The 18,458-nt window shown below is 71.7% G+C and carries 18 protein-coding genes; 9 read left to right on the top strand and 9 right to left on the bottom strand.

The genetic code is table 11. From position 1 onward, the window contains the following. Positions 1-13: 13 nt before the first annotated feature. Both ACZ7LU_RS13185 and ACZ7LU_RS13180 read right to left on the bottom strand, forming a co-directional pair. The gene (locus ACZ7LU_RS13185; RefSeq protein ID WP_471916735.1) at positions 14-2,083 is read right to left on the bottom strand and encodes a GTP-binding protein; all 2,070 of its coding nucleotides are present in this window, start codon (positions 2,081-2,083) and stop codon (positions 14-16) included. A gap of 143 nt (positions 2,084-2,226) precedes the next feature. After that, a complete protein-coding gene (locus ACZ7LU_RS13180) occupies positions 2,227-3,225 on the bottom strand; it encodes a lysostaphin resistance A-like protein (RefSeq protein WP_471916734.1) in 999 nt (332 codons plus the stop codon). Between the two features lie 174 nt (positions 3,226-3,399). Here ACZ7LU_RS13180 and ACZ7LU_RS13175 point away from each other — a divergent pair, with 174 nt between their 5' ends. Both ACZ7LU_RS13175 and ACZ7LU_RS13170 read left to right on the top strand, forming a co-directional pair. Further along, positions 3,400-5,406: a sensor histidine kinase gene (locus ACZ7LU_RS13175; protein WP_471916733.1), complete on the top strand. Its 2,007-nt coding sequence runs from the start codon at positions 3,400-3,402 to the stop codon at positions 5,404-5,406. Positions 5,407-5,488: 82 nt separating this feature from the next. Then, positions 5,489-6,136: a response regulator gene (locus ACZ7LU_RS13170; protein WP_398301071.1), complete on the top strand. Its 648-nt coding sequence runs from the start codon at positions 5,489-5,491 to the stop codon at positions 6,134-6,136. A 75-nt stretch (positions 6,137-6,211) separates the two neighbouring features. Here ACZ7LU_RS13170 and sodN read toward each other — a convergent pair whose 3' ends face one another. Further along, a complete protein-coding gene (gene sodN / locus ACZ7LU_RS13165; RefSeq protein WP_187811750.1) occupies positions 6,212-6,607 on the bottom strand; it encodes a superoxide dismutase, Ni in 396 nt (131 codons plus the stop codon). A 144-nt stretch (positions 6,608-6,751) separates the two neighbouring features. Here sodN and sodX point away from each other — a divergent pair, with 144 nt between their 5' ends. Next, a complete protein-coding gene (gene sodX / locus ACZ7LU_RS13160) occupies positions 6,752-7,186 on the top strand; it encodes a nickel-type superoxide dismutase maturation protease (RefSeq protein WP_471917066.1) in 435 nt (144 codons plus the stop codon). Here the strand turns inward: sodX and ACZ7LU_RS13155 are convergent. Continuing rightward, positions 7,069-7,719 carry a CGNR zinc finger domain-containing protein gene (locus tag ACZ7LU_RS13155; RefSeq protein ID WP_398301073.1) on the bottom strand — a complete coding sequence of 217 codons (651 nt, stop codon included), beginning with the start codon at positions 7,717-7,719 and terminating at the stop codon, positions 7,069-7,071. The two genes, sodX and ACZ7LU_RS13155, sit on opposite strands and share 118 nt — an antisense overlap. Positions 7,720-7,820: 101 nt before the next feature. Here ACZ7LU_RS13155 and ACZ7LU_RS13150 point away from each other — a divergent pair, with 101 nt between their 5' ends. After that, positions 7,821-8,594: a class I SAM-dependent methyltransferase gene (locus tag ACZ7LU_RS13150; protein ID WP_398301075.1), complete on the top strand. Its 774-nt coding sequence runs from the start codon at positions 7,821-7,823 to the stop codon at positions 8,592-8,594. Between the two features lie 82 nt (positions 8,595-8,676). On the opposite strand, the gene ACZ7LU_RS13145 is transcribed toward ACZ7LU_RS13150, so the two are convergent. Genes ACZ7LU_RS13145 through ACZ7LU_RS13135 form a run of 3 tightly spaced genes read right to left on the bottom strand, consistent with a single transcriptional unit; the run spans position 8,677 to position 11,373 of the window. Beyond that, on the bottom strand, positions 8,677-9,438 hold the full coding sequence (locus tag ACZ7LU_RS13145) for an amino acid ABC transporter ATP-binding protein (RefSeq protein ID WP_468089834.1): 762 nt from the start codon (positions 9,436-9,438) through the stop codon (positions 8,677-8,679). Beyond that, entirely contained in the window at positions 9,435-10,376 is a 942-nt protein-coding gene (locus tag ACZ7LU_RS13140) for an amino acid ABC transporter permease (RefSeq protein WP_398301079.1), read from the bottom strand. The genes ACZ7LU_RS13145 and ACZ7LU_RS13140 overlap by 4 nt, the downstream gene beginning before the upstream one ends. 40 nt (positions 10,377-10,416) lie before the next feature. Beyond that, positions 10,417-11,373: an ABC transporter substrate-binding protein gene (locus ACZ7LU_RS13135; RefSeq protein WP_468089830.1), complete on the bottom strand. Its 957-nt coding sequence runs from the start codon at positions 11,371-11,373 to the stop codon at positions 10,417-10,419. 600 nt (positions 11,374-11,973) lie between these two features. Between ACZ7LU_RS13135 and ACZ7LU_RS13130 the strand changes: the two genes are divergently transcribed. From ACZ7LU_RS13130 to ACZ7LU_RS13115, 4 genes are all read left to right on the top strand, one after another. Then, positions 11,974-13,197 carry an NADP-dependent malic enzyme gene (locus ACZ7LU_RS13130; RefSeq protein WP_398301083.1) on the top strand — a complete coding sequence of 408 codons (1,224 nt, stop codon included), beginning with the start codon at positions 11,974-11,976 and terminating at the stop codon, positions 13,195-13,197. A gap of 160 nt (positions 13,198-13,357) precedes the next feature. Continuing rightward, positions 13,358-14,320, top strand: coding sequence for a zinc-binding dehydrogenase (locus ACZ7LU_RS13125; RefSeq protein WP_471916732.1), 963 nt, complete (start codon positions 13,358-13,360; stop codon positions 14,318-14,320). A gap of 67 nt (positions 14,321-14,387) precedes the next feature. Continuing rightward, entirely contained in the window at positions 14,388-14,597 is a 210-nt protein-coding gene (locus ACZ7LU_RS13120) for a sigma factor-like helix-turn-helix DNA-binding protein (RefSeq protein ID WP_362990112.1), read from the top strand. Beyond that, positions 14,597-15,175 carry a Clp protease N-terminal domain-containing protein gene (locus ACZ7LU_RS13115; protein WP_398301087.1) on the top strand — a complete coding sequence of 193 codons (579 nt, stop codon included), beginning with the start codon at positions 14,597-14,599 and terminating at the stop codon, positions 15,173-15,175. The genes ACZ7LU_RS13120 and ACZ7LU_RS13115 overlap by 1 nt, the downstream gene beginning before the upstream one ends. A gap of 42 nt (positions 15,176-15,217) precedes the next feature. On the opposite strand, the gene ACZ7LU_RS13110 is transcribed toward ACZ7LU_RS13115, so the two are convergent. Next, positions 15,218-16,441: a PadR family transcriptional regulator gene (locus ACZ7LU_RS13110; RefSeq protein WP_471916731.1), complete on the bottom strand. Its 1,224-nt coding sequence runs from the start codon at positions 16,439-16,441 to the stop codon at positions 15,218-15,220. A gap of 1 nt (position 16,442) precedes the next feature. Next, positions 16,443-17,393 (bottom strand): DUF4097 family beta strand repeat-containing protein, encoded by a 951-nt coding sequence (locus ACZ7LU_RS13105; RefSeq protein WP_471916730.1) that lies wholly within the window; start codon positions 17,391-17,393, stop codon positions 16,443-16,445. Between the two features lie 203 nt (positions 17,394-17,596). Between ACZ7LU_RS13105 and ACZ7LU_RS13100 the strand changes: the two genes are divergently transcribed. Further along, complete coding sequence (locus ACZ7LU_RS13100; RefSeq protein WP_468317727.1) at positions 17,597-18,454, top strand: hypothetical protein; 858 nt, start codon at positions 17,597-17,599, stop codon at positions 18,452-18,454. Positions 18,455-18,458 lie beyond the last annotated feature (4 nt).

Below are 18,458 nucleotides of genomic sequence, written 5' to 3'. Positions count from 1 at the left end.
ACATCACGGGACATCACGGGGCGGCGTCGGCGGCCGCGGCGGCGCCGGTCCTGCGCACCACCCGCAGCAGGTACTCCTTGCAGTGGAGCGGATCGTGGTCCGTCCGCTCGCGCCTCGGGACCGTGGGGCCGCGCACCGGCTCGTAGTGGTCGAAGGCGGACTCCAACTCGCCCTCGCCGCGCGTGAGTCCGGGCAGGAGCTGCTCCAGCGCGTGCACCTGCTGCGCGGGGATGTCTCCTTCCAGGCGGTACGACGCTCCGCTCGCCGTCGGGGAGTGCGGGACGGCGCGCAGCCGGGCGAGTACGGGCAGGACAGCGCCGACCGTGTCGGCGGGCACGTCGAGCCGGAAGCGGTGCATCGGCTCGTGCACCACCGTGCCCGCTTCCCGCAGCGCGTCCATCAGGACCAGCGGCGTCAGGTTCCGGAAGTCCCCGGCGGTGCTGGACATGCTCTTGTCGAACGTGCCGTGGGCGTGGCTCTGGCGCGGCCAGTAGCCGGCGTGCGTCATCGTCACCGTGCAGTCGGGGACGCGCCAGCCGTGGATGCCCTGGTGCAGCGTCTCCCTGACGGTCTCCTCGACGGCCCTGAAGAACGCGTACGGCATCGACCCCAGCTCGACGCCGAGCCGGAACTCCACCCCGGCGCCGACCGGCGCGGGTTCCACCCGCAGCCCGACCGTGGCGAGGAACGGATTGGGGTCCTTGTCGATGATCTCGAACGCCGCGCCGGTCCCGACGACCCGCTCCACGCAGATCGTCGTGGTCTCCCGGAAGGAGACGTCGAGCCCGAAGTCCTCGGCGAGCGTCGCCTGGATGACCTCCTTCTGCACCTCGCCGTAGAGCGAGACCGACACCTCCTGGCGGAGGTCGTCCTGCCGCAGGTCGATCAGCGGGTCCTGCTCGGCGAGCCGGGTGAGCGCGAGGTGCAGGGCGCCGCGGTCGGCGGGGCGCAGCGGGGTGACGACCGTCTCCAGGGTCGGCGGCGCGAAGAAGCGGCCGCCGGGCTCGACGCCCTCGCGCGGCACGCCGATCACGTCTCCGATCCTGACGTCTCCCAGCCCCCACAGCTTGGCGATCTGCCCGGCGCGGACCTCCTGGCGCCGCACGTCCGAGCCCTGCTCGAAGACACTGACGGCCGTCACCTTGCCTTCACGGGCCGCCCCGCCGTCACCGCTGCCGCCGCCGATGGCCAGGCGGTCGCGCGTGCGGACCGTGCCCGCGAACACGCGTACGTACGCGATCTTCTCCCCGGCCGCGCCCCGCTCGACTTTGAACACGCTCCCGGAGACCGGACCTTCGGCGTCCCCGGTCGAGGAAGGCAGGAACTCCCTTACGCCGTCCGTGAGTTCCCGGACGCCCATTCCCGTCACCGCCGACCCGAAGAAGACCGGGTGCACGAGCGCGTCCCGGGTCTGCCGGGCCAGTTCGGCGCGGAGACGGTCGTACGAGAGGGACGCCGCGTCGTCGACGTACGCCGAGAGGAGCGTGTCGTCGTGCTCGGCGAGCAGCTCGGTCAGTCGGGCCGTGAAGCCCCCGGCCTCGGCGCTCTCGCCGGTGTACGGGGTGAAGGCGGCCCCGCGCGTGCCGAGCCCGGAGACCGTGCCCATCGGGACGATGCCGGGGGTCAGCCGGTCGGCGATGTGCCGCAGGACGCCCGCGCAGCGGGCGCCGCGGCGGTCTGCCTTGTTCACGAAGATCAGTGTGGGGATGCGCAGCCGGCGCAGCGTCCGCAGCAGGACGCGCGTCTGCGCCTGGACGCCCTCCACGGCGGACACCACGAGCACGGCGCCGTCGAGCACGCTGAGGACCCGCTCCACCTCGGCGATGAAGTCCGGGTGGCCGGGGGTGTCGATCAGATTGACGGTCGTGCCGGCGAGGGAGAAGGAGACGACGGCGGACTTGATGGTGATGCCGCGCTGTCGTTCCAGGGCGAGGGAGTCGGTCCGGGTGGTTCCGTCGTCGACGCGGCCGATCTCGTCGATGACACCGGCGGCGTGCAGGAGCCGCTCGGTCAGGCTGGTCTTACCGGCGTCGATGTGGGCCAGGATGCCCAGGTTCAGAGTGTGCGGGGCAGTTGAATGCACGGAGCGTCATGTCCTTTGGGGAAGTGTCGATTCCTTTCACGTGGGACATGCGCGAACGCCGCATTTCTTCTCCTTCGCAGACTCCGCCGGCTCTCTCCGGCTGCCGCCAGTGCAGCAGGCGGCAGCCCGGGGCGGCAACCGATTTAGGCCCCCGCCGCCTTCGGGGAGACCGTCGCGATCCGGTGCCGGCCGGCCAGCCACAGCACGGTCGCCGCGTACCCGCAGAGCATCGCCACGTCGACGGCCACCGAAAGGCCGTCCATGTCCGCGGCCGTCTCGTCGGAGGCGAGGGCGCCGGCGATCGCGGCCGAGACGCCCATCGCCAGCAGGTTGTTGAGCACGTGCAGGCCGATCGCCGCCTCCAGGCCGCCCGTACGGACCGTCAGCACGCCCGCGACCACACCGAACACCACGAGGTCCGCGAAGCCCCACGGCGTGCCCCAGCCGTGAGCCGCCGCGAACAGCAGGGCCTGCGGCAGGACCGCCACCCACGGCGAGCGGCACCAGGCGCCGACCGCCTGGACGAGCCAGCCCCGGAACGCGTACTCCTCGGCCGCGGCCTGGAACGGCACGAGCACGCACACCATCGCGAGGCCGAGCAGGAAGTCCGGCATGCCGGCCCACTCCATGCCGTCCGAGCCGCCGCCCGACGCCTCGGGCAACAGCAGCATGACGCCCAGCGAAGCGGTCACCAGCGGAAGGCCGACGGCCATGCACCGCCCGAGCCAGCGCCACCGCAGCCGCCCGGCCACCGACGACAGGGTGCCCGCCGGGCGCCGCTGCGCCCAGCGCGCGGCGAGGAACACCACGGGCGTGACCAGGGCGAGCGACAGCAGGCCCTGCCCCGTCTCGCCGATGCCGCCCCAGACGCGGAACCCGTCCTTGCCGACGGGCCGGTCCAGGACCGCTCCCGCGATCTCACTGACGAGCAGCACCAGCAGCATGACGACGACCGTGCCGCCCAGCACCAGGCAGGTACCGGCCAGCGGGCGCCACCAGCGGTGCCGGCCGGTGGACAGGGCGAGGCGGTGGTAGGGGAGCGGCGGCGCGGGGACGGGCGGCACCGGCTCGTAGGGAGGGTGGGGCCCGGGCGCGCCGTACGCGGGATGCGGCGGGTGGTGCGGGTGGGGCGTCGTCGTCATGCCCACCAGCATTCCGTCGGTGCCGGGCCCGGACGTCGCCCGCCGGCACGATCGTGCTCTCCAACCAGAGATAGACACGTCCCCGCGGAATCTGCTCCGGGAAACGGAAGCCGCTCCGGGGAACCGAATCCGCTCCGGGGGCGGGCGCACCCCCTCCGTATCATCGTGGCCGATATGGACCGGATACGTAACTGGCTGCTGCCCGTCCTGCTGGCGATCCAGCAGCTGGCCTACTGGCCGGGCCGCACCCTGCGCGAGGACGATCCGGTCGGGGCCGGCCAGCTCGCGGCGGCGCTCACCGCCGCGGTCGTGATCACCGCGGCGCTCGGCGTGCGCCGCCACCGTCCGGTGGCTTCGGCCGTCACCGTCGAGGCCGCCCTCGTCGCCTGTCTGTTCCTGCCCGAGGACGCGACGCTCCTGCACGCGTTGAGCCTGCTGGTCGCCCTGTACTCGGTCGCGGTGCGCTGCCCGGGGCGGACGGTCGCCGTCGTCGGCTCCGCCCTCGCCGTCTGCGAGGCGGGACGCTCGGCCCTGCTGCTCGACTCGGCGGTCGAGGCCTGCGGCGAGGCCGCGGTCAACAGCGTGCTCTTCCTGACCGTCGCGGGCCTCGGCCGCAGCCGCCGCCGCTGGCTCGTCGGGCGCCGGGCCGCCGCCAGGGACCTGGCGCGGGCCGAGTCCGAACGGGCCCGCGCCGCCCTCACCGAACGCGAGCGGCTCGCCCGCGAACTGCACGACGTCAGCGCACACCACCTCACCTCGGTCGTGGTCACCGCGGACGCCGCGCTGCGGCTCGGCGACCGCAGGCCCGAACTGACCGCGCAGGCCCTGGAGTTCGCCGCCGAGGCCGGGCGCGAGACACTGACGGCGCTGCACCGCCTGGTGGCGCTGATGCGCACCTCGGCGGCGGACGAGGAGAGCGCCCTCGCGGACCGCGTCGACGAACTCGCCGCCGGCTTCGCCCGGCTGGGCCCGCGCCCGCTCGTGGACGTGGCGCCGGACCTGGCGGCGCTGACGGGGCCGGTGGCCGACGCGGCGTTCGGCATCGTGCGCGAGGCCCTCACGAACGCCCTCCGGTACGCGCCCGGGGCGGCGGTGCGCGTCCGGATCCACGCCGCGGAGCCCGACGGCGCGGTGGTCCTCACCGTCGAGGACGACGGCGCGGCGGGCGTGGCGCCCGGTGCGGTCCCCGCGGCCGGCCGGCAGGGGCTCGGTTCCGGGCGCGGCACGGCGGGCATGCGGGAGCGGGCGGCGGCGCTCGGCGGCACGCTGGCGGCCGGGCCGCGCCCGGACGGCCCCGGCTGGTCGGTGCGCGCCCGGCTCCCGCGCACCACGGGCCCCCTGCGCCACCGGGCCGTGAGCCACCCCGCCCTGCGCGGCCTGGACCTGTCGGACGTGGCGATCGCCCTGGCCGTCGCCACGCTGCCGCTCTTCGCGGTCCTCGTCGAGGAACCCGCGGCGGCCGCCCTCGCCCTCACGCCCGCCGTCGCGCACGCGCTCCCGCTGCTGTGGCGGCGCCGGGCGCCCTGGGCGGTGCTGTGCGCGGTCCTCGCCACGGCCCTGCTCGGACCGCTCGGCCTCGCGTCCGGACTGCTGTCGCCGGCGGTGGCGCTGTGCCTGGTGATGGCGGGCGGGATCGCGGAGTGCGTGGCGGTGTACGCGGTGGGGGCGTTCGCGGGTCCGGCGCGGACCACGTGGTGCGCGCCGGGGGTGGCGGCGGCCGGTCTGTCCGTGACCTCGATCGCCCTGGCGTCGGCCGACGGCATCGCGCACCTGGAGGAGGACGGCGGCTCAGGCCTCCTCCTCTTCCTGTGCGTCCTGCTCTGGGTGGTCTTCCTGCCGCCGACGGCCGCGGTCTGGGGCCTCGGCGCGGTCGTACGGACGCGCCGCGAACGCGTCAGGGCCTGGGAGGACCACGCCCTCACCGCGACCGTGTGGTCGGCGGTCGCCGAGGCCCACGAGGAGCGCCGCCGCATCGCCGCGGAACTGCGCGGCCAGGTCCTGCGGCACGCCGACGCCGTGGTCGCGAGGGCCGAGGCGGGCGACCTGGACGGCGTCGCCGCGGAGGCACGGGCGGGCCTGTCCGCGATGCGCGAGCTGCTGGCCGCGCTGCGGGAGGCCGCGGCCCCCGGCGACGTGACCGAGCGGCGCCCGCACCCACGACCCGTGCCGGTGTCGTCCTGATCCACCCCTCCCGCCCGCCCGTTGCCCAAGGAGGCACCCCATCACCACCGAGCACCCGACGGCCGCCACCCCCATCCGGGTGATGGTCGTCGACGACCAGGCCGTCGTCCGCGCCGGATTCGCCGCGATCGTCGACGCGGAACCGGACCTTCGGGTGGTGGCCGAGGCGGCGGACGGCGCCCACGCCGTGCAGCTCGCCTCCGAGCACGCCCCGGACGTCGTCCTCATGGACATCCGCATGCCGGGCATGGACGGCCTGACGGCGACCCGCCTGCTCACGGCGGCGCCCGGCACGTCCGCCCCGCGCGTCCTCGTCCTGACCACCTTCGACCAGGACGCCTACGTCCACGACGCCCTGCGCGCCGGTGCCTCCGGTTTCCTCCTGAAGGACGCGCAGCCCGAGGAACTCCTCGCCGGCATCCGGGTGGTGGCCTCGGGCGAGGCGATGCTCGCTCCCACCGTGACCCGCCGCCTGATCGACGCGTTCGCCGGCACGGCCCCCGCGCCGGACCCCGAACTCCTCGACGCCCTCACGCCCCGGGAGCGCGAGGTCCTGACCCTGGTGGCAGCGGGACACACGAACGCGGAGATCGCCGACGCGCTCGGCGTCACCACCGGCACGGTGAAGTCCCACGTCAACGCGGTCCTCGGCAAGCTGGGCCTGCGCGACCGCGTGCAGGCCACGATCCTCGCGTACGACCTGGGCCTGGCCAGACCACGGACGAGGTGAAACGCCGACAGCACCCGGCTCCGCGCGGATGCCGGGTGCTGTCGGACGAAGCGTGAAGGGGTCCGACGCGGTGCGTCAGGCCTTCTTCGTCTCCCAGAAGATCTTGTCGATCTGGGCGATGTAATCCAGCGCCTTCTGGCCCGTGGCCGGGTCCGTCGAGGCCTTCGCGGCCGAGAGGGCCTTGAGGGTGTCGTTGACCAGCTGGTGCAGCTCCGGGTACTTCTCGAAGTGCGGGGGCTTGAAGTAGTCGCTCCAGAGCACCGAGACGTGGTGCTTCGCAAGCTCGGCGCGCTGCTCCTTGATGACCACGGCGCGCGCCTGGAAGTGCGCGTCGTCGTTGGCGGCCATCTTCTCCTGCACGGCCTTGACCGACTCCGCCTCGATACGGGCCTGGGCCGGGTCGTACACGCCGCAGGGCAGGTCGCAGTGGGCGCTGACCTTCACCTTGGGGGCAAACAGGCGGGAAAGCATGGTGCTGTCCTCCTCGTGATCGTCTTCTCAGGTGGGACATTACTCCGTGAGAGACGTGTTTTCGCGAGTGCCCCCTTGGGCTTAGGACAAAAGTCCAGGGTCAGACTGGGACTGGTGGAGGATAGGACCGGGGAGGTGCCGGTGATGCCGGAGCTGTCGCAGGAGGGCGAGCGCGGGAGGGCCGTCGTGCCGTGGGGCGCCGCGGAGGTGACGGGTCCTTCGATGGTGCCGACGCTGCACCACGGGGACCGGCTGCTCGTGCAGTGGGGGGCACGGGTGCGTCCGGGTGACGTGGTGATCCTGTGCCATCCGTTCCAGCAGGACCTGTTGGTGGTCAAGCGGGCCAAGGAGCGGCGCGGGGGCGGCTGGTGGGTGCTCGGCGACAACCCGTTCGCGGGCGGCGACAGCACGGACTACGGCGTCGTCCCCGAGGAGCTCGTCCTCGGCAAGGTGCGCTTCCGCTACCGGCCGCCGGCGCCCGGCCGCCGCTCGCCGTTCGCACTGGTGCGCTGGGCGCTCGGCGCCGTGCGGCCGGTGCCGGCGGACCGCTCCGTCTCCAGGCGCTTCCGGGCGCGGTAGGCGGCGACGTTGGCGCGGGTCGCGCAGCGGTCCGAGCAGTAGCGCCGGGAGCGGTTCGTGGACGTGTCGAGGTAGGCGTTGCGGCACGGTGCCGCCTCGCACAGGCCGAGGCGGTCCACGCCGTGCTCGGTGAGGTGGAAGGCGAGGCCCATCGCGGCGATCGCGGCGTACCCGGCCGTCGCGTTTGAAGGATGGTCCGCCAGGTGCAGATGCCACAGGGGGCGGCCGTCGTCGTCCCGGTGGTCGTGGCCCGAGATCTGCGGGCTGACGGGGAACTCCAGGAGCAGTGAGTTCAGCAGGTCGACCGCGAGCGTCTCGTCGCCGCCGTCCGCCGCCTCGAAGACCGCCCGGAGCCTGGCCCGCACGGAACGGAAGCGCGTGACGTCGGAGTCCGTCGCGCGGCGCGCCATCTGCGTGCTCGGCCCGAACAGCTCCCTGATCGCCTCGACGGACGTCAGCGTGTCCTTGTTGCGGCCCGGCTCCTCGCTGTTGACCAGGCGTACGGCGTAGTCCGAGTAATAGGCCAGTTCCACTTGTAGTCCTTACGGGGGCGGGCTATGGTCATTCCCATCGGCCGGTAATGGCCGATTGCGGTACCAGGGTATTACGTGTCTTTCGTAGTGGAGGGTTTCTGATGACGGAGACGGGGACCGGAACCGAGGCCGGCACCGACTGGCGCGCCTGGCAGGACAGCTGGGACCGGCAGCAGCAGTGGTACCTCCCGGACCGCGAGGAGCGGTTCCGCATCATGCTCGACATGGTCGAGGCCGTGGTCGGCACCGCGCCGCGCGTCCTCGATCTGGCGTGCGGTACGGGAAGTATTACGGACCGGCTGCTCAAGAGGTTCCCGGACGCGACGAGCGTCGGCGTCGACCTCGACCCCGCGCTGCTCACCATCGCCGAGGGCACCTTCGCCGGGGACGACCGGGTCACCTTCGTCACCGCCGACCTGAAGGACCCCGACTGGACCGCCGCGCTGCCCCACGACTCGTACGACGCCGTGCTCACCGCGACGGCGTTGCACTGGCTGTTCAGCGAGCCGCTCGCCGCGCTCTACGGCCAGGTCGCCGGACTCGTCCGCGACGGCGGCGTCTTCATGAACGCCGACCACATGCCCGACCCCGCGACACCGCGTCTGAACGAGGCCGACCGCGCCCAGCGCCACGCCCGGATGGACCGCGCCAAGGCCGAGGGCGCCGTGGACTGGAAGGAATGGTGGCAGCTCGCCGCCAAGGACCCGGTGCTCGCCGAGCCCACCGCCAAGCGCTTCGAGATCTACGGCGAGCACGCGGACGGCGACACCCCGTCGCCCGAGTGGCACGCGCGGACGCTGCGCGAGGCGGGGTTCGCCGAGGCGCGGACGGTGTGGGCCTCGCCCTCCGACGCGATGGTTCTCGGCCTGAAGTAGCCGTCAAGCAGCCGTCAACGGAAGGGGCGGTACGGATCAGTGATCCGTACCGCCCCTTCCCGGCGCCCCTTACAGGGCGCGGTTACAGCACCTTCGACAGGAACGACTGCGTGCGCTCCTGCTGCGGGTTCGTCAGGACGTCCCGCGGGTTGCCCGACTCGACCACCACGCCGCCGTCCATGAAGACGAGGCTGTCGCCGACCTCGCGGGCGAAGCCCATCTCGTGGGTGACGACGACCATCGTCATGCCGGTCTCGGCGAGGTCGCGCATCACGTCGAGCACGTCACCGACCAGCTCGGGGTCGAGCGCCGACGTCGGCTCGTCGAACAGCATCAACTTCGGGTCCATCGCCAGCGCGCGGGCGATCGCCACGCGCTGCTGCTGGCCACCGGAGAGCTGGGAGGGGTAGTTGCCCGCCTTGTCGGCGAGGCCGACGCGCTCCAGGAGCTGGCCGGCGCGCTCCCGCGCCTCGGCCTTCGCGATGCCCTTGACCTGGACCGGCGCCTCCATGACGTTCTCGAGGGCCGTCATGTGAGGGAAGAGGTTGAAGCGCTGGAAGACCATGCCGATGTCCCGGCGCTTCAGGGCGACCTCGCTGTCCTTCAGCTCGTACAGCTTGTCGCCCTTCTGGCGATAGCCGACCAGCTCCCCGTCGACGTACAGCCGCCCGGCGTTGATCTTCTCCAGGTGGTTGATGCAGCGCAGGAACGTCGACTTGCCGGAGCCGGACGGGCCGATGAGGCAGAAGACCTCACCCGACTTGACCTCCAGGTCGATGCCCTTGAGGACCTCTACGTTGCCGAAGGACTTGTGGACGCCTTCGGACTTCACCATGGCGGTCATGCGGTGCCTCCCCGCGGGCTGTTGAGGGACAGCATGTTGGCCTTGATCTTCTGCCAGGGGGTGTCCGGCAGCGAGCGCGACGAACCGCGCGCGTAGTAACGCTCCAGGTAGAACTGTCCGACGCTGAGGATCGACGTCATGATCAGGTACCAGCAGGCGGCGAGCAGCAGTGTCTCCACCGTCGCGCCGGACGACGTGCCGATGTCCTGGGCGTACTTGAGGAGCTCGTAGTACTGGACGGCGGCGACCAGCGACGTCGTCTTCAGCATGTTGATGAACTCGTTGCCCGTCGGCGGCACGACGACGCGCATCGCCTGCGGCAGCACGACGCGGCGCAGCGTCTTGTTGTGGCTCATGCCGAGCGCGTGCGCGGCCTCGGTCTGGCCCTCGTCGACCGAGAGCAGGCCGGCGCGGCAGATCTCCGCCATGTACGCGGCCTCGTTGAGGCCGAGGCCGAGCAGTGCCGTCAGGAACGGCGTCATGAAGTCCGACCACTCGTCCTTGTAGACCGGGCCGAGGTTGATGTAGTCGAAGACGAAGCCGAGGTTGAACCAGACGAAGAGCTGGACCAGGACCGGAGTACCGCGGAAGAACCAGATGTAGAACCAGGCGATCGACGAGGTCACCGGGTTCTTCGACAGACGCATCACCGAAAGGATCACGCCACCCACGACGCCGATGAGCATCGAGAGGAAGGTGAGGATCAGCGTCTCGCGGACACCCTTGAGGATGCGCTCGTCGAAGAAGTTGTCGGGGATCGCGCCCCAGTTGATGTCGCCCTGCGAGAAGGCGTAGACGATCGAGGCGAGCACGCCGATCGCCAGGACCGCGGCGATGTAACGGCCGAAGTGCCGGACCGGGATGGCCTTGATGGCCTCCGCCGGGCGGGCCGTGGGGACGTCGTCCGCCGGGCCCTTCTTGGAGATGTCTGGGGTCACGTGAGTGGCCTTTCAGCGACTGGGAGGGGGAGGGGCGGGGTCACTTGCCGCCGTTGATCTTGGCTTCCTTGACCGCGCCGTCCTCGACGCCCCACTTCTTGATGATCTTTTCGTAGTCGCCGTTCTTGATGATCGCGTCGAGCGCGGCCTGGATCGCGTCGCGCAGCTCGGGGTTCTTCTTGGAGACGGCGATGCCGTACGGAGCCGCCTCGACCTGCTCGCCGACCAGCTGGAAGTCCTTGCCGCCGCCCGAGGTCTTCACCGCGTACGCGGCCACCGGGAAGTCGGACGAACCGGCGTCGGCGCCGCCGGAGCGCAGCCGGGTCTGGGCCTGCTGGTCGTTGTCGAACTGCTCGATGGCGATCTTCTTGCCGCCCTTGCACTTCTTCGACTCGGCCTTGGCGAGGTCGTGCGAGACGGTGCCGCGCTGGACCACGATCTTCTTGCCGCAGAGGTCCGACCAGGTCTTGATGCCCTGGTCGTCGCCCTTCTTGGTGTAGATCGAGACGCCCGCCGTGAAGTAGTCGACGAAGTCGACGCCGTCGCCGACCTTCTTGCCGGTCTCCTCGTCGATGCCTTCCTGGCGGTTCTTGGTGTCGGTCATGGCCGACATCGCGATCTGGTAGCGCTTGGAGCGCAGACCGCCGAGGAGGGTGTCGAAGGTGCCGTTCTCGAACTCGAACTTCACCCCGAGCTGCTTGCCCAGCGCCTCGCCGAGGTCCGGGTCGATGCCGACGGTGTTGCCCGACTTGTCCTTGAACTCGACCGGCGGGTAGGCGATGTCGGACCCGACCTTGATGACGCCCTTGTCGCGGATGTCCTTGGGCAGCTTGTCGGCGAGCGGGGCGTTGCTGACCGTGTCGCTCTCCTTGTCGTTGGTCTGGTCGCCGCAGCCGGAAAGCAGCAGCGAACCGACGACCGCGATCGTGCCGACCACCGCAATCCGGGACTTCGCGGACTTCGCTGCGGTCTTACGACAAATGGAGCGTGCGGTCATGGTGGGTCCTCCGGCGGATGAGGGAGTTGCCGATGGGTCGGGCACACACCTTCGGGTGTCGCGACCTCGTGTGATGACGGCATCTTGCCATTCGGACCGTCCGATTCTGGGTGCCGGAGATGTCAAAATCGGATAACGGGAGAGCCTCGAAAGCCAACATCCCGGTACGGCAGGGGCGTATCGGGGTGGGAGCGAATCGTCGTCAACCGATGAATATCCGGTGAATCTCGCGATGTGGACCGATGTGAACTCATGAGGACTCTCCGAGTCCTCGGGGTTCCATGGCGTCCACTATTCGGAGAATTCGGACATCGGGTTGTTTATGGGCGCCGGGTGATCCCTATTTCCCAGTGCCACTCGTCCCCGCCTCGAGGGACGTCTGCGGAGCATGCTGCAACCAATGTCACTCGCCCGGGCCCGCCGCCTTCGGGTACAAAGGTTGGCTACACCCCTCATCCGGGGCTCAGGGCGCGTGTGCGGCGCGCCCGCGTGTCCGTACCTCCCTCCGCCGACAGGCGGGGAACGGACACGGTGCCCGCCCACTTCTCAACCGGGAGTGGACACCCTCAACTGATGAATAAGACTTAAGGGGTCAGACAAGTGGCAGCGGAGATCGTCAATCCTCGCAGCGACAGCAGTACGGATCATGAGGGCCCCGCGGGTGCGGCCGAGCCCTTCGATCCGGCGTTTGCGCTGCACCGCGGCGGCAAGATGGCCGTGCAGGCCACCGTGCCGGTCCGCGACAAGGACGACCTGTCCCTGGCTTACACGCCCGGCGTCGCGAAAGTGTGCAGCGCGATCGCCGAGCGGCCGGAGCTCGTCCACGACTACACGTGGAAATCGAATGTCGTCGCCGTGGTGACCGACGGGACCGCGGTGCTCGGTCTCGGGGACATCGGCGCCGAGGCCTCCCTCCCCGTGATGGAGGGCAAGGCCATTCTGTTCAAGCAGTTCGGCGGGGTGGACGCGGTGCCGATCGCGCTCGCGACGACGGACGCCGACGAGATCGTCGAGACGGTGGTGCGGCTCGCCCCCTCCTTCGGCGGCGTCAACCTTGAGGACATCTCGGCGCCGCGGTGCTTCGAGATCGAGCGCAAGCTCCAGGAGCGGCTCGACATCCCCGTCTTCCACGACGACCAGCACGGCACGGCCGTCGTGACGCTCGCCGCGCTGCGGAACGCGGCGAAGCTGACCGGGCGCACGCTCGGTGAACTGCGCGCCGTGATCTCCGGCGCCGGGGCGGCCGGTGTCGCCATCGCCAAGTTCCTGCTCGAAGCGGGGCTCGGGGACGTGGCGGTCGCGGACCGCAAGGGCATCGTGAGCCGCGACCGGGACGACCTCACCCCGGTCAAGCGGGAGCTCGCCGAGCTGACCAACAAGGCCGGGATCAGCGGTTCGCTGGAGGCCGCCCTCGACGGTGCCGACGTGTTCATCGGCGTCTCGGGCGGCACCGTCCCCGAGCCGGCCGTCGCCTCCATGGCGCCCAATTCCTTCGTGTTCGCCATGGCCAACCCGAACCCCGAGGTGCACCCGGACGTCGCGCACAAGTACGCGGCCGTGGTGGCGACCGGCCGTTCGGACTACCCGAACCAGATCAACAACGTGCTGGCCTTCCCCGGCATCTTCGCGGGCGCGCTCCAGGTGCGGGCCTCCCGCATCACCGAGGGCATGAAGATCGCCGCGGCCGACGCCCTCGCGGACGTCGTCGGCGACGAGCTCTCCGCGGACTACGTGATCCCGTCGCCGTTCGACGAGCGGGTCGCCCCGGCCGTGACGGCCGCGGTCGCCGCCGCCGCCCGGGCGGAGGGCGTGGCCCGCAGCTGACACCTGCCACCTGCCACCGGCCGCCGAGCTCTTCCGCGCCCCCTGTCGTGCCTCGTCGCACGGCAGGGGGCGCGGCGCGTGTCGCAGGTGCACGGGGCGCGGCGCGTGTCACAGCCGTACGTGGTTCCGCTGGGCCGCCCGGCCTGCCTATCGTCACCTCATGTTCGCTGCCTACGCTGCTCGTATCGACCGTGACCAGCCGCTCGACGGCCTCGAGTTGGGGGAGCGGCCCGCCCCCGAGGCGCGCTCCGGCTGGTCGACCGTGAACGTCAGGGCCGCCTCCCTCAACCACCACGATCTCTGGTCCCTGCGCGGGGTCGGCCTGCCGGAGGAGAAGCTGCCGATGATCCTCGGCTGTGACGCCGCCGGGATCGACGAGGACGGCAACGAGGTCGTCCTCCACTCCGTCATCGGACAGACGGGGCACGGCGTCGGGCCCCGCGAGGGCCGCTCCATCCTCACGGAGAAGTACCAGGGGACCTTCGCCGAACGCGTGGCCGTCCCCACCTGGAACGTCCTGCCCAAGCCGAAGGAACTGTCCTTCGCGGAGGCGGCCTGCCTGCCCACCGCATGGCTGACCGCCTACCGCATGCTGTTCACCAACGCAGGTGTACGGCCGGGGGACTCGATCCTCGTGCAGGGCGCGGGCGGCGGCGTCGCCACGGCCGCGATCGTCCTCGGCAAGGCGGCCGGCCTGCGGGTCTTCGCCACGAGCCGGGACGAGGCCAAGCGCAAGCGCGCCCTCGAGCTGGGCGCGGTGGAGGCGGTCGAGTCGGGCGCGCGGCTCCCGGAGCGGGTGGACGCCGTCATCGAGACGGTGGGCGCGGCGACCTGGTCCCACTCGGTCAAGTCGCTGAAGCCCGGCGGCACGCTGGTCATCTCGGGGGCGACGAGCGGTGACCGTCCCTCGCACGCCGAGCTCACCCGCATCTTCTTCCTGGAGCTGAAGGTCGTCGGCTCGACCATGGGCACCAAGGACGAGCTGGAGGACCTGCTGGCCTTCTGCGCGGCCACGGGCGTCCGGCCGGTGATCGACGAAGTGCTGCCCCTGGACCGGGCCCGCGAGGGCTTCGAGCGCCTGGAGTCCGGCGACCTGTTCGGAAAGATCGTGCTGGAGGTCTGAGTCCGGGCGCTCGAAGATCTGTCAACTTTGGTTGACGTCTGCCTCATGTCAACGTAAGTTGACGTGCATGACCGAAGCAACGGATCTCGCCGAGCGCGCGGGCGATCACGACCCACGGGTCGGTCTGCGGGCCGTCACCGCGCTGCGCAAGCTGGTGGAGCAGCTGGAGGCCGTGCAGGTGCGCAGCGCGCGCCTGCAGGGCTGGTCGTGGCAGGAGATCGCCGCGGAGCTCGGAGTGAGCAGGCAGGCCGTGCACAAGAAGTACGGGAGGCAGTGATGTTCGAGCGGTTCACCGAGGAGTCCCGCGCCGTGGTCCTGGGCGCGATCGAACAGGCCGAGCGGGCGGGAGCCTCCGCGGTCGACGACGGGCACATGCTGCTCGCCCTGCTCGCGCAGCTCGGCCAAGGGCCCACCGGCCGCGCCTCGTTCGCCCTGACCGCCCTGGGTGCGGCGGACCGGCGCGAGTCGATCGAACGGGCCCTCGCCGAGGCGCGGCGCAGGGGCGGGCTCTCGCAGGCCGACACCGAGGCGCTCGCCGGCCTCGGCATCGACGTGGAGGAGATCGTCGCCCGCGTGGAGGAGGCGCACGGGGCAGGCGTACTGGCCGGCTCGCGCTCGGGCGGACGGGGCCAAGGCCGGAAGTCCTGGTTCGGCCGCCTCCCCTTCACCCGGGACGCCAAAGAGGTCCTCGTCAAGTCCCTCCGCATCGCGAGCGCCCGCCGCGACCGGATCATCGGAGCCCACCACATGCTCCTGGCGCTCACGGTCCGCCCCGGGGTGACGTCGGAGGTCCTGGCGGACCACGGGGTGACGTACACGGAACTGGAGCGGGTCCTCTTCGCCGAGGTCGCCTGACGCCCTGAGGGCCCCGGGGGCTGAGGTCCTCCCGCGGTCGTGTCAGCGGCCGGGCGCCCGCAGGGATGCTCCGATGTGTGCCGCCGCCTGGGACAAGTGGCGGCGGGCCTCGCGGAGTTGGGCTTCCGTTACGCCGTGGTCGCGGGCCGCGTCACGGATGTCGTCGCGGAAGCGGTCAAGGAGGCGGTCGAGGTCCCTGCCGGGGTCACCGGTGAGGTCCTCGCGGGCCCAGTCCGGGGCGTAGTCCACGGGGATGTCCTCGCGGGCGGCGCCGAACTGGGGTCCGGCACCGGCGCCGGGCTTGGCGCCGGCTCCGGCGTTGGGGTTGGCGCCGGCTCCGGCGTTGGGGTTGGCGCCGGCTCCGGCGTTGGGGTTGGCGTCGGCGTCCGTGGCGGTGGCGTCGGCGGTGGTGTCGGTCCTGGTGCCTGTGCCTGTGTCGGGCTTGGTGCCTGTGCCGGTGTCGGGCTTGGTGCCGGTCCCACCGTTGCCGGAACCAGCCCCCGCGCCGAAGTTCTTGGCGAAGTCCTTGCCGAAGTCCATTCCGAACCCGCCGAACTCCTTGGCCAGTTCGGCCAGGCCCTCGCGCACGCCCGTCGGCCAGTCGCCGCGCGCGAAGTGATCCTGCACCTGCTCCTGCACGCGCCTGGCGATCCGCTGGACCTCCTCCTGGGCGTCCTTGGCCTGGCGGCGGGCCCGCTGGGCCTCCTCGCGGGCCCGGCGGCTCTCGTCCTTCGCGCGCCGCGCCTGCTCCTTCCACTCCTGCCTCGCGCGCTTGAACTCCTCCTTCGCCTGGTGCCAGCTCTCCTTGTCGCCCCAGGTGCCGTCGAGGAAGTCGCCCGGGTCCGGGAAGGGCTTCCCCGTGGCCGAACCGCCCGAGGTCCGCGCCTCCTTGGCGGCGGCGCGCATCTCGCGGCGCAGCTCACCGGCGGCGCCCTGGACGCCGTCACGGATCTCGGCGGCGAGCTCGGCGACCGACTCGCGGATCTCCAGCTCCAGATCGGCCAGCTCGCCGCTGCGGCCGGCCAGCTCGGCGCGACCCGCGTCAGTGATGGCGTAGACCTTCCGGCCGCCCTCGGTGGTGTGGGTGACCAGACCCTCCGCCTCCAGCTTCGCGAGGCGCGGGTAGACCGTGCCTGCCGAAGGTGCGTACAACCCCTGGAAGCGCTCCTCCAGGAGGCGGATCACCTCATAGCCGTGGCGCGGGGCCTCGTCGAGCAGCTTGAGCAGGTACAGGCGCAGGCGGCCGTGGGCGAACACGGGGGGCATGTCAGAGCACCTTCTTGTCGGTCGGGCCATCGGTGGGGCCGTCAGTCGAGCCGTGGGGGTCGGACGAGGGCATGTCCAGGGGAACCTCGTCGTATGGATCTTCCTTCATCGGGCCTCCCGCCGGCCTTGCCGTCGGCTCTTCCTCCGCCGGTGGCTTGTGCAGCAGTGCGATGGATCCGGACACCGTCGTCGCCTTGAGCCGTCCGCGCCCGGCGCCCAGCCGCCCCGTGATCCGCTTGGCCCCCCACTGTCCGCCGACCCGCAGGTCCTCGAAGGCGTTCGACACCGCGCCGCTCGCCGTCTCCACCTCGACCTTCGCGTCCGCCGGATGCGGCAACCGGATCGCTATCTCGCCCGACACGCTCGTCAGGGCCACATCCGCCGGGGAGCCGGCCGGGGCGAGGTCCAGGATCATCGAGCCGCTCACCGAGTCGGCCCGGACGGAGGGGCCCATGCCCTCGACGACGGTGAGGCTCCCGGACACGGAGTTGAAGCGGAGGGCGCCGGTGACGCCCTGTGCCTCCACGCTCCCGGAGACCGTGTCCGCGCGGACCTGGCCCGCGAGGCCGAGCAGCGTCGTGTCACCGGTGACGCCCTTCACCTCCGCGCGGCCCTCGATGCCGGAGATCACGGCACCCGCGCCGACCACTCCCACTTCGACGCCGGTGGCCGGGGGCACGGCGAGGGAGACCACCGCGCTGCGGCGCCAGCCCTTGGGGTCGAGCCACTTGAGGAAGCCCTTCCACGGCAGGTCGTCATAGGCGACGGTGAGGACGCCGTCCTCCAGGGTCACCCGCAGGGGCGGGCCCTCGATCTCGGAGACCTCCAGGCGGGCGGAACCTTCGTCCGTGCCCACCACGTTCACCGTGCCGTTGACCACGCGGACGTGGAGTGCTGTCACCGGGGCGTCGAACGTGAGCTTCCGGGGCTCGGCGACGGACCACTCGGACATGGGCTGACCTCCTTGGCGGACCGGCGGCCGCATCGTGACACGACGCGCCATATCGCGTCTCTGCCATTCACGATATATCGCGGGTCCGCGAAGTCAAGACACCCGACGGGTGAACCCCCGTCCGGGCTGCCTCATGGACGCATTTATGTGGGCTTATGTGCCGGTTGAAAGCCGATTGATGCGATGTGTCCTAGCGTGGAGCCATGTCCTCCCCTGTCTCTTCGCCCGATTCCGCCGGGTTCGCCACGGCCGCCGGAGCGTTGCTGCTGTGCCGGGCCGAGCCCGACGCCGTCGAGCCCGTCGCCCAGCTGCTCCGCGAGCGGATGCTGCTCGTGGAAGCCGGTCACGGCTGGAGCGTGCTGGTGCCCGAGGGCAAGCCGTGGCTGCCGGGGGACGAAGGCGCCGAAGGCGTGGAGCCCGTCGACCGGGTGCTGACCGGGTGGGCCACCGCACTCGCCGTCGGCTCGGGCTGGCCCGTGCTCGCCCTGTGGTGGGACGGCGACCGCTCCGGCTACACCCTCGCGGCGGGCTTCCGGCGGACCGTCGGATACGAGTGGCTGGCGAACGGGACACCCCTCGGGGAGGACGAGGCGATGCGTACGTTCGCCGCGCGCCTCGGCCTCGATCCCGTACTCGATGTGCAGTCCCTCGAAGCGCTCGCCCGGCCCGACACGGAGGCCGACGCGCGCGCCAGGATGCGCGGTCTCCTCGCCGTCCTCACCCGCACGGGTCTCGCCCTCCCGCCGGGCCTCGGCCCCTGCGAACCGGCCGACCGGCTGCGCGAGGTGGCACGCGTCCAGCAGGGCGTGCGGCAGGTCGAGTGGCCCGGGTGGCGGGACGCCGTGCGGGCGGAGTTCGGAGCGGTGGAGCAGGGTCCGTTCGGGCCCTGGGTGCGGGGCCCCAGGGCGCGGGCGCTGGCTGCGGCACAGATCGCGGCCGGCCTGCCGCTGGCGGTGTGGGCGGTGCGGCGGCGCAGCGCGGGATGGACCGCGGCGGCCGCGCTGCTGCTGGTGCAGGGGGCCGCGGGCCTCGCGTACGACAGGGTGCGTGCGCGGGGCTGACGTG

The sequence above is a fragment of the Streptomyces sp. NPDC039462 genome (assembly GCF_055639375.1).
The sequence above is the reverse complement of the archived record's forward strand: the minus strand, read 5'-3'. Positions and strand labels throughout refer to the sequence as shown.

Bases quoted from the DNA above. Each gene is read 5' to 3' on its own strand.
- ACZ7LU_RS13150 (WP_398301075.1), top strand. From the start codon at position 7,821: ATGACGGAGACGGGGACCGGAACCGAGGCCGGCACCGACTGGCGCGCC.
- ACZ7LU_RS13175 (WP_471916733.1), top strand. From the start codon at position 3,400: ATGGACCGGATACGTAACTGGCTGCTGCCCGTCCTGCTGGCGATCCAG.
- sodX (WP_471917066.1), top strand. From the start codon at position 6,752: ATGCCGGAGCTGTCGCAGGAGGGCGAGCGCGGGAGGGCCGTCGTGCCG.
- ACZ7LU_RS13120 (WP_362990112.1), top strand. From the start codon at position 14,388: ATGACCGAAGCAACGGATCTCGCCGAGCGCGCGGGCGATCACGACCCA.
- ACZ7LU_RS13180 (WP_471916734.1), bottom strand. From the start codon at position 3,225: ATGACGACGACGCCCCACCCGCACCACCCGCCGCATCCCGCGTACGGC.
- ACZ7LU_RS13105 (WP_471916730.1), bottom strand. From the start codon at position 17,393: ATGTCCGAGTGGTCCGTCGCCGAGCCCCGGAAGCTCACGTTCGACGCC.
- ACZ7LU_RS13115 (WP_398301087.1), top strand. From the start codon at position 14,597: ATGTTCGAGCGGTTCACCGAGGAGTCCCGCGCCGTGGTCCTGGGCGCG.
- ACZ7LU_RS13145 (WP_468089834.1), bottom strand. From the start codon at position 9,438: ATGACCGCCATGGTGAAGTCCGAAGGCGTCCACAAGTCCTTCGGCAAC.
- ACZ7LU_RS13100 (WP_468317727.1), top strand. From the start codon at position 17,597: ATGTCCTCCCCTGTCTCTTCGCCCGATTCCGCCGGGTTCGCCACGGCC.
- ACZ7LU_RS13125 (WP_471916732.1), top strand. From the start codon at position 13,358: ATGTTCGCTGCCTACGCTGCTCGTATCGACCGTGACCAGCCGCTCGAC.
- ACZ7LU_RS13170 (WP_398301071.1), top strand. From the start codon at position 5,489: ATGGTCGTCGACGACCAGGCCGTCGTCCGCGCCGGATTCGCCGCGATC.
- ACZ7LU_RS13135 (WP_468089830.1), bottom strand. From the start codon at position 11,373: ATGACCGCACGCTCCATTTGTCGTAAGACCGCAGCGAAGTCCGCGAAG.
- sodN (WP_187811750.1), bottom strand. From the start codon at position 6,607: ATGCTTTCCCGCCTGTTTGCCCCCAAGGTGAAGGTCAGCGCCCACTGC.
- ACZ7LU_RS13110 (WP_471916731.1), bottom strand. From the start codon at position 16,441: ATGCCCCCCGTGTTCGCCCACGGCCGCCTGCGCCTGTACCTGCTCAAG.